Source organism: Streptomyces acidicola, assembly GCF_009377235.1.
Lineage (GTDB): Bacteria > Actinomycetota > Actinomycetes > Streptomycetales > Streptomycetaceae > Streptomyces > Streptomyces acidicola.
On sequence record NZ_VMNX01000348.1, the window covers coordinates 1 to 7,314 of the forward strand.

General features: G+C 69.2%; 9 protein-coding genes. 4 read left to right on the top strand and 5 right to left on the bottom strand.

Annotation, left to right across the window (positions count from 1 at the left end):
• Positions 1-70: 70 nt before the first annotated feature.
• Positions 71-727 (bottom strand): PepSY domain-containing protein, encoded by a 657-nt coding sequence (locus tag FPZ41_RS43130; protein WP_152869960.1) that lies wholly within the window; start codon positions 725-727, stop codon positions 71-73.
• 143 nt (positions 728-870) lie between these two features.
• Here FPZ41_RS43130 and FPZ41_RS43135 point away from each other — a divergent pair, with 143 nt between their 5' ends.
• Both FPZ41_RS43135 and FPZ41_RS43140 read left to right on the top strand, forming a co-directional pair.
• A complete protein-coding gene (locus FPZ41_RS43135) occupies positions 871-1,533 on the top strand; it encodes a response regulator transcription factor (RefSeq protein WP_131571746.1) in 663 nt (220 codons plus the stop codon).
• Positions 1,530-3,005 carry a sensor histidine kinase gene (locus FPZ41_RS43140; protein WP_152869962.1) on the top strand — a complete coding sequence of 492 codons (1,476 nt, stop codon included), beginning with the start codon at positions 1,530-1,532 and terminating at the stop codon, positions 3,003-3,005. Before FPZ41_RS43135 ends, FPZ41_RS43140 begins: the two co-directional genes overlap by 4 nt.
• Before the next feature lie 148 nt (positions 3,006-3,153).
• Here FPZ41_RS43140 and FPZ41_RS43145 read toward each other — a convergent pair whose 3' ends face one another.
• From FPZ41_RS43145 to FPZ41_RS43160, 4 genes are all read right to left on the bottom strand, one after another.
• Positions 3,154-3,630, bottom strand: a complete 477-nt coding sequence (locus FPZ41_RS43145; protein ID WP_152869964.1) for a MarR family winged helix-turn-helix transcriptional regulator — start codon at positions 3,628-3,630, stop codon at positions 3,154-3,156.
• A gap of 104 nt (positions 3,631-3,734) precedes the next feature.
• Entirely contained in the window at positions 3,735-4,535 is an 801-nt protein-coding gene (locus FPZ41_RS43150; protein WP_322621472.1) for an AIM24 family protein, read from the bottom strand.
• Between the two features lie 118 nt (positions 4,536-4,653).
• Positions 4,654-5,304, bottom strand: coding sequence for an AIM24 family protein (locus tag FPZ41_RS43155; RefSeq protein ID WP_152869966.1), 651 nt, complete (start codon positions 5,302-5,304; stop codon positions 4,654-4,656).
• A gap of 1 nt (position 5,305) precedes the next feature.
• Positions 5,306-5,938: an AIM24 family protein gene (locus FPZ41_RS43160; RefSeq protein ID WP_131571766.1), complete on the bottom strand. Its 633-nt coding sequence runs from the start codon at positions 5,936-5,938 to the stop codon at positions 5,306-5,308.
• A gap of 233 nt (positions 5,939-6,171) precedes the next feature.
• Between FPZ41_RS43160 and FPZ41_RS43165 the strand changes: the two genes are divergently transcribed.
• Positions 6,172-6,516 (top strand): DUF3817 domain-containing protein, encoded by a 345-nt coding sequence (locus tag FPZ41_RS43165; RefSeq protein ID WP_322621473.1) that lies wholly within the window; start codon positions 6,172-6,174, stop codon positions 6,514-6,516.
• Entirely contained in the window at positions 6,513-6,806 is a 294-nt protein-coding gene (locus tag FPZ41_RS43170) for an MTH1187 family thiamine-binding protein (RefSeq protein WP_152869968.1), read from the top strand. The genes FPZ41_RS43165 and FPZ41_RS43170 overlap by 4 nt, the downstream gene beginning before the upstream one ends.
• Positions 6,807-7,314 lie beyond the last annotated feature (508 nt).

Here is a 7,314-nt window from a genome sequence, read left to right on the forward strand (position 1 = left end):
GTCTGGGGGCGGCAGCCCCCAGGGGACGGGAATGGGTAGGGGCGGCGGGGGCGAAACAAACCCCTCCCCCTCAGTCGTCCGAGTCGTCCGACGAACGGTCCGCCGTGACCTTGGCCGTGGTCAGGTTCACGGTCCACTCGCTCTCCGTGCCGTTGGTACCCGTGGTGTCGACGTCCCAGCCGTGGCCGGACCCCTCGTCTTCGAGTTCGACCGACGTGACCGTGCCCTTGGCGGCTACGGCCTCCGCGGCCTCGGCGGCTGAGACGGAGCTGTTCTGAAGGGCGGCGCGGGCCTCGTCGGCGTCGTCGGCGTCCTCCTGCTCGGTGTGGGAGCCGAGCACCTTGCCGGTACCCGGGTCGACATGGACGGTGTGCCAGGTGTTCCCGGAGGACAGGACGTCGATCTCCCAGACGAGGTTCTTGCCCTCGCTTTCGAGTTCGGCCTCGACCGCCGTACCGGACTTCTCCCTCAGCGCGGCCTTGATCGCCTCGGCGGCCGTGACCTTCGCCGCCCTGGCCTCGGCGGCGTCCTCGGTATTGTCGTCCGCATCGTGCCTGTCGTCCCTGTTGCCCCTGTCGTCCGTTCCGTTGGTGTCGTCGTCCTGGACCCGCACGCTCGACCGCTGCGCGGGCGCCTCGTCGTCGCCCGGTACCGCGAGGGCGGTCGCGGTACCGGCGCCGACGAGGGCGACGGCCGCGATGGTGGCGATGACGATGTTGCGCTTCATGGGGTTCCTCCCGTTTACGGATCAAGCGACCGCTTCCACCTGGTGCGGTCGCTTTCGACGGGAACCAATCTCGCCGAGGCTCGCTGAAGCCGACCTGAAGTCCCCTGAAGACTCCTTCAGGTTCGGTTTGCGACGCTGTCCGCATGCGCCTGTTGATCGTGGAGGACGAGAAGCGGCTGGCCCTTTCGCTCGCGAAGGGGCTCATGGCCGAGGGCTTCGCCGTGGACGTCGTGCACGACGGCATCGACGGGCTGCACCGGGCCGGCGAGGGGACGTACGACCTCGTCATCCTCGACATCATGCTGCCCGGCATGAACGGCTACCGCGTGTGCGCCACCCTCCGAGCCGCCGGCCACGACGTGCCGATCCTCATGCTCACCGCAAAGGACGGCGAGTACGACGAGGCCGAAGGGCTCGACACGGGCGCCGACGACTACCTGACCAAGCCCTTCTCGTACGTCGTCCTCGTCGCCCGTGTGAAGGCTCTGCTGCGCCGCCGGGGGCCCGCCGGGGCCTCGCCCGTGCATGTGGTCGGGAAGCTGAAGGTCGACACCGCCGCCCGGCGGGTCTTCCTCGGCGAGGACGAGACCGTCCTCACGGCCAAGGAGTTCGCCGTCCTGGAGCAACTCGTCGTACGGGCCGGTGACGTCGTCTCGAAGGCCGACATCCTGGAGCACGTCTGGGACTTCGCGTACGAGGGCGACCCGAACATCGTCGAGGTGTACGTCAGCACCCTGCGACGCAAGCTGGGTGCCGGGCTCATCAAGACCGTGCGCGGGGCCGGATACCGGCTGGAGACGAGATGAGGCGCCGTCTGGGGTCCGTACGGGCCAGGGCCACCCTCAATGCCACGCTGGTCGTCGCGGTCGCCCTGGTGGCCGCCGGTACCGCCGTGCTGCTCGCCCTGCGGGCCAACCTCATAGACCAGGCCGACGCCAAGGCCGCGAACGTGGCCCGAAAGGTGGCCCTGGACCTGGCGTTCGGCGTCCCGTACGCCGAACTGGACCTGCCCAACGCCGAGGACAGCCCCGTCCAGGTTCTGAACCCGCAGGGACGCGTGGTCGCGGGGGACGACGACGTCGAGAGTATGAGCCCGGCCCTGGCTCCGGCTCCGGCCGGCTCGGGGCGGGCGGACGGCGCTGCTCCCGCCACCGGTGACGACGATGACGACGCCGACGACGGGGACCGGAACCGGGGCCGGGACCGGCACCGGGACGATGACGATGACGACGACCCCCCGGCCGTCGGCGAGATCTCCGAGGAGGCACCGATCACGCCGGGCGCCGTGACGGTCGACGGCCACACCGCTGACTACCGGATCGCCGCGGTCGACGTGACCACGTCCGAGAAGGTCACGCTGACCGTGTACGCGGGTGCCTCCCTCTCCGCGGAGGAGGGCGCCGTCGGCACGGTGCAGACGGCCATGTTGATCGGCCTACCGCTGCTGCTGGTGACCGTGGGCTGCGCCACATACGTCGTCACCCGGCGCGCACTGCGGCCCGTCGAGGGCATCCGGGTCGAGATGGCCGCCATCACGGCCTCGGAGGACCTCTCCCGGCGGGTGCCCGAGCCCGACACGCACGACGAGATCGCCCGGCTGGCCAGGACCACCAACGAGACCCTCGCCGCCCTGGAAACGTCCGTGGAGCGCCAGCGCCGCTTCGTCGCCGACGCCTCCCACGAACTGCGCAGTCCCATCGCCTCGCTTCGCACCCAGCTCGAAGTGGGCGCCGCGCACCCGGAGTTGCTCGACGTGGAGGGCGCCGTCCTGGACACCGTACGACTGCAGCGGCTCGCGGCCGATCTGCTGCTGCTGGCGCGGCTGGACGCGGGGGAGCGGCCGCCGCAGGACGCACGCTTCGACCTGGCGAAACTGGTCCGGGAAGAGGCCGACGGGCGCGACCGGGTGCACCTCGACGGGGTGGGTTCCGTCGAGGTGACCGGATCCCGGGGCCAGTTGGTACGTGCCCTCGCCAATCTGCTGGACAACGCCGAGCGGCACGCCCGCGACCGTATCGACGTCGCCCTGCGCACCGAGGGCACCTGGGTGGTGCTCAGGGTCGCCGACGACGGCTCGGGCGTTCCGGTCGAGGAACGGGAACGGATCTTCGAGCGCTTCGTCCGGCTGGACGAGTCCCGCAGCCGGGACGACGGCGGAGCGGGCCTGGGCCTGGCGATAGCCCGCGACATCGCCGTACGGCACGGGGGCACCCTCAGGGCCGGGGAAGCGCCACAGGGCGGAGCACTCTTCGAACTAAGGGTGCCGACCGCGCCCTGACGGGGCGCGAGGCTGTGCCGATGTGCGGCTCCGCCGCGATGGGGTTCCCCCCGCTCGAGCGCAGCCGAGAGTGGGGGAGCGACCAGCCACAACTGCCCCGCAGCGACCGACAACCGGCAGTTCCCCAACCCGCTCTCTCAGCGGAGCGTCACGGCTTGCCCCGATGCCCCCGCAGGTGCTGCGCGATGGGCGTCAGCGACTCGTGCAGCTGCTCCATCGCCTCGGGCGGCAGCAGATCGATGAAGTGCCTGCGCACGGACGCCACATGATGCGGCGCGACCTTCTGCATCGTCTCCCTGCCGTGCTCGGTGAGTACCGCGTACAGCCCTCGGCGGTCCGACTCGCAGTTCTCACGCCGTACCAGGTTCGCGTTCTCCATGCGGGTGATCTGGTGCGAGAGGCGGCTCTTGGACTGGAGGGTGGCGGACGCGAGGTCGCTCATCCGCATCCGCATGCCCTCCGACTCGGAGAGGTTCACCAGGATCTCGTAGTCGTTCATTGTCAGGCCGAACGGCTGCAGATCCCTTTCGAGCTGGTGCGTCAAGAGCCTGTTGACGTCCAGGTGGGTGCGCCAAGCGCACTGCTCCGCATCGGTCAGCCAGCGCGTGGCCGTCTCGGTCTCCATGAATGAAGTCTACCTAAGAGGTTGAAAGGCGAACTAGTAAGCACAGTGTGACGGGGTCTGTGGCTGGGTGCACGCGTTCGATGTCACACTCCGCAGACTACCGCTCACAGCCCGAAGCGACGTTGGAGATCTCCGAGCTGTCCGGGAAGGCGCGGTGCGCCCGCCTGCTGTCCGTGCTGGCCTGGCGCCCCTCCGGAACCCGGCACGCCCGGCTCGTGCGGGACGGCTCCGGTGGCCTGCTCGGCCATCAGGACCTCCGAGGACTGCAGGAGCACGGTGCCCGCACCGACGAACTCGAACTGGTGCTCCTCGCCGGAGGCGCCGCCGATGCCCGTCATCGCACGTAGACCGCCCATCACACCCGTCATGTACTCGTGGTCGTAGTGATGGCAGGGCGAGGGGCAGTCGGCCCAGCCGACCAGGGCCTGCGGGTCGACCCGGATCGGCGGTTCCATGAACACCACCGGACCGTTCGATGCGGCCACGAACTTTCCGGTTCCGATCAGCGTGAGAAAGCCCGGCACGATCGACTGCTTGAGCGACAGGCTTGGCTGAAAAGCGAGCAGGTTGCCCGAGCGAATGGTCAGGTTGCCCTCGTCCAGGTCGTACGAGTTCACGTCGAAGGCCCGGTCGGCGAGGAGCATCTTGCCCGAGCCCTCCGCCACGACCCAGTCGCTAGCGTGCAGAGGCGAATGGAACGACGTACGGACGAGACGGTCCAGTCGGCCGTGCCCGATCCCGTTGAAGTCGATCGCTCCGTAGTAGGCGATCATCTTCCCCTTCTGCAGGAACCACTGGCTCCCCTTGAGTTCCACGCAGAAGGTGTAGTGGTTGACGTTGTCGTCGACCGGCAGCGTCATCGGGTCGTGGACCACCGGACCGCCGGGGGTTCCGTATGCACTCACGCTGAGTCACCGCCTGAAATGTTTGCGCGATCTGCCGATGATCCCGTAAGACGCGTTCGTGCGCTCAGCGGGCATGCGAGGTGAGCCGGGAACCCCTGTCGCACGCGAGAACGAGGGGTCACAGTTTGTCCTCCGACGCCTGGACGTACACGGCGCCACTGCCGCTCAGCTCCAGTTGGAACGCCTCACCCGAGCCGCGGCCCACCATGTCGCGCCAGCCGAGCGCGGTGGACAGCTTGTTCCGTACGTCGCCGTGGTGCGCCACGTACGCCTGCGGGTCGACGTGCACCGGTCGCTGCGGGGCGATGGGGACCTCGATGACGCCGCCGTGCGCCATCACGGCGACGGAGCCGTGTCCCGTCAGCGTGGTCGTGAACAGGCCCTGTCCCGTCACCTGGCCCCGCACCATGCCCATGACCCCGCCCTGCGAACCCATGAACATCGTGCCCTGCCGCAGCGTGCCGTCGAAGGCGAGGAGACGGTCCGCCTCGACGTACAGCGTGTCACCGGCGAGCTCGATCACCTGGATGTGGTGGCCGCCGTGCCCGAAGAGCACCGTGCCGCTGCCCTCCACGGTCATCAGCGGTGTGGCCTCGCCCGCCACCCGACGGCCGATCATCGACATGATCCCGCCCTGACCGCCCTGCATGTTGGGTGTGAAGGACACCTCGCCCTTGTAGGCGAGCATCGCCCCGCGCTGACTGAAGAGCCGCTGCCCCGGGGCGATCGTCGCCTCGATCATCTTCGAGTTGATCTCACGAAAGGGCATGTCACGCATCCCCCGCGATCGTGTTCCGCTCACTCGGCTGCACGTACACCAGCCCGTCCCCCTCGAACCGGATCTGGAAGGCCTCGCCGCCGCCCTCACCCATGAACGTGCGGAACGTCACGCCGGACTGGAAGGACTGCCGCACATTCCCCTGATGCGCGATGTACGCCCCCGGATCGACGACCAGCGGATACTGCGAGCTCACCCGCAGCACCACGGCCGGTCCGTCGGACATGATCGCCGCCTGCCCGTGCCCCTCGACGCTGGTCGTGAACAGCCCGTTCCCCTGCGAGGCCCCGCGCAGCCCCGTGAAGGAGGTCCCGGTCCTCAGCCCCGCGTCCGTCGCGAGCAGGTTGCTCGACTCGACGTACAGCTTGTCGCCCTGGAGATTCACGAGATTGATCTCGGAGGCCCGGTCCGCGAACCAGCACGTCCCGTGCCCCTTCACCTCCATCACGGTCATCTGCTCACCGGTGAGACGCCGGGTCACCATCCCCCGGATCCCCTCCCCGCCACCGCTCATCTTCTTGAAGGCCATCTGCCCGTCGTACGCGACCATCGAGCCGTTCTTCGCCTTCACGGCGTCCCCGGTCATGTCGACGGCGAGCACCTTGCTGCCTTGAAGTCGAAACATCGCCACGCAGTGAAGGTAGCCGCAGCCAGGGTCGACAGGACAGGGCCCCAGGGTGGATCTCCACCCCGAGACGACCCTTAAGGGTGACGGCCGCGAGGAGAGCGGAAACCCCGGCGCGCCGACAGCGGCCGAATGGCCACCCCCTCCCCGGCCGTACGGGTTGCGGATGCCACAATGGGGGCGCTTGTGCTTGCGTTCACAAGGCTCGACCACTCTCCCACCGAAGGTGACCCGTGGACATAAAGACCGCCTCCGCCCTCCGCCGCCTCCGCCTCGTCTCCGCCCCCGAGGCGGTGTCCTTCCTGCTCCTGCTCGTCTGCTCGGTGCTGAAGCGGACCACGGACTTCAACGCGGTGCCGGCGATGGGCATGATCCACGGCATCCTCTTCATCCTGTACGTGATCTTCTGGGCCGACGCCTGGAACCGTACGAAGTGGTCCGTGAAGACCGCCGCCCTCTACTTCGTCCTCTCCGTCCTCCCCGCCGGCGGCTTCTTCGCCGAGCGCAAGCTGCGCCGTGAGGCCGAGGACGCGGTGATCGCCTCCCGCGCCCGTGAGGAAGGGACCGTCAACGCATGATCGTCGCCTTCTCCGTGACGCCGCTCGGTGTCGGTGAGGATGTCGGGGAGTACGTCGCCGAAGCGGTGCGGGTCGTTCGTGAGTCCGGGCTGCCCAACCGTACCGACGCGATGTTCACCTCGATCGAGGGTGAGTGGGACGAGGTGCTGGACGTCGTGAAGCGCGCCGTCGCCGCGGTCGAGGAGCGGGCGCCTCGTGTCTCCCTGGTCCTCAAGGCCGACATCCGGCCCGGCGTCACGGACGGTCTGACGTCGAAGGTGGCGACGGTGGAGCGGCATCTGTCTTCTTGATGTAGCCGTCGGGCTGCGGAGCCGCTGCCGCGGGGTGGCGGGGGCGTCTCGTCTGCCGGGTTCCTGTCGGTGGGCGGCTGCGGGTTGTGTGTGGCTGGTCGCGCAGTTCCCCGTGCCCCTGAAAAGCACGGGCGTGCCCGGCGGTCCCGTAGTTTCCCGTGCCCCTGAAAAGCACGGGCGTGCCCGGCGGTCCCGCACTTTCCCGTGCCCCTGAAAAGCGCGGACGCGCCCGGCGGTCCCGCGTGCCCCGCGCCGCTGAAAAAGACGGGCGCGCCCCTCATGCACCGTCACCCTGACGCGGCCGGCAGTCGCGTACGCACGGCAGGGGGCGTGTCGGGGGGTGTCCGCCCGCAGCGGCCGGCGTCCGCCGCCGGGGACCGTCATCACCCCCACAGACCCGCCGGACCGAGGACGGAGACCCCCCGGCGCGCCCCCGACCCACAACACACGCGTAGGCGACGCGAACTCCCACGACCAAAAGGCGCCCCCAGCCCCAGGCACCCACTCC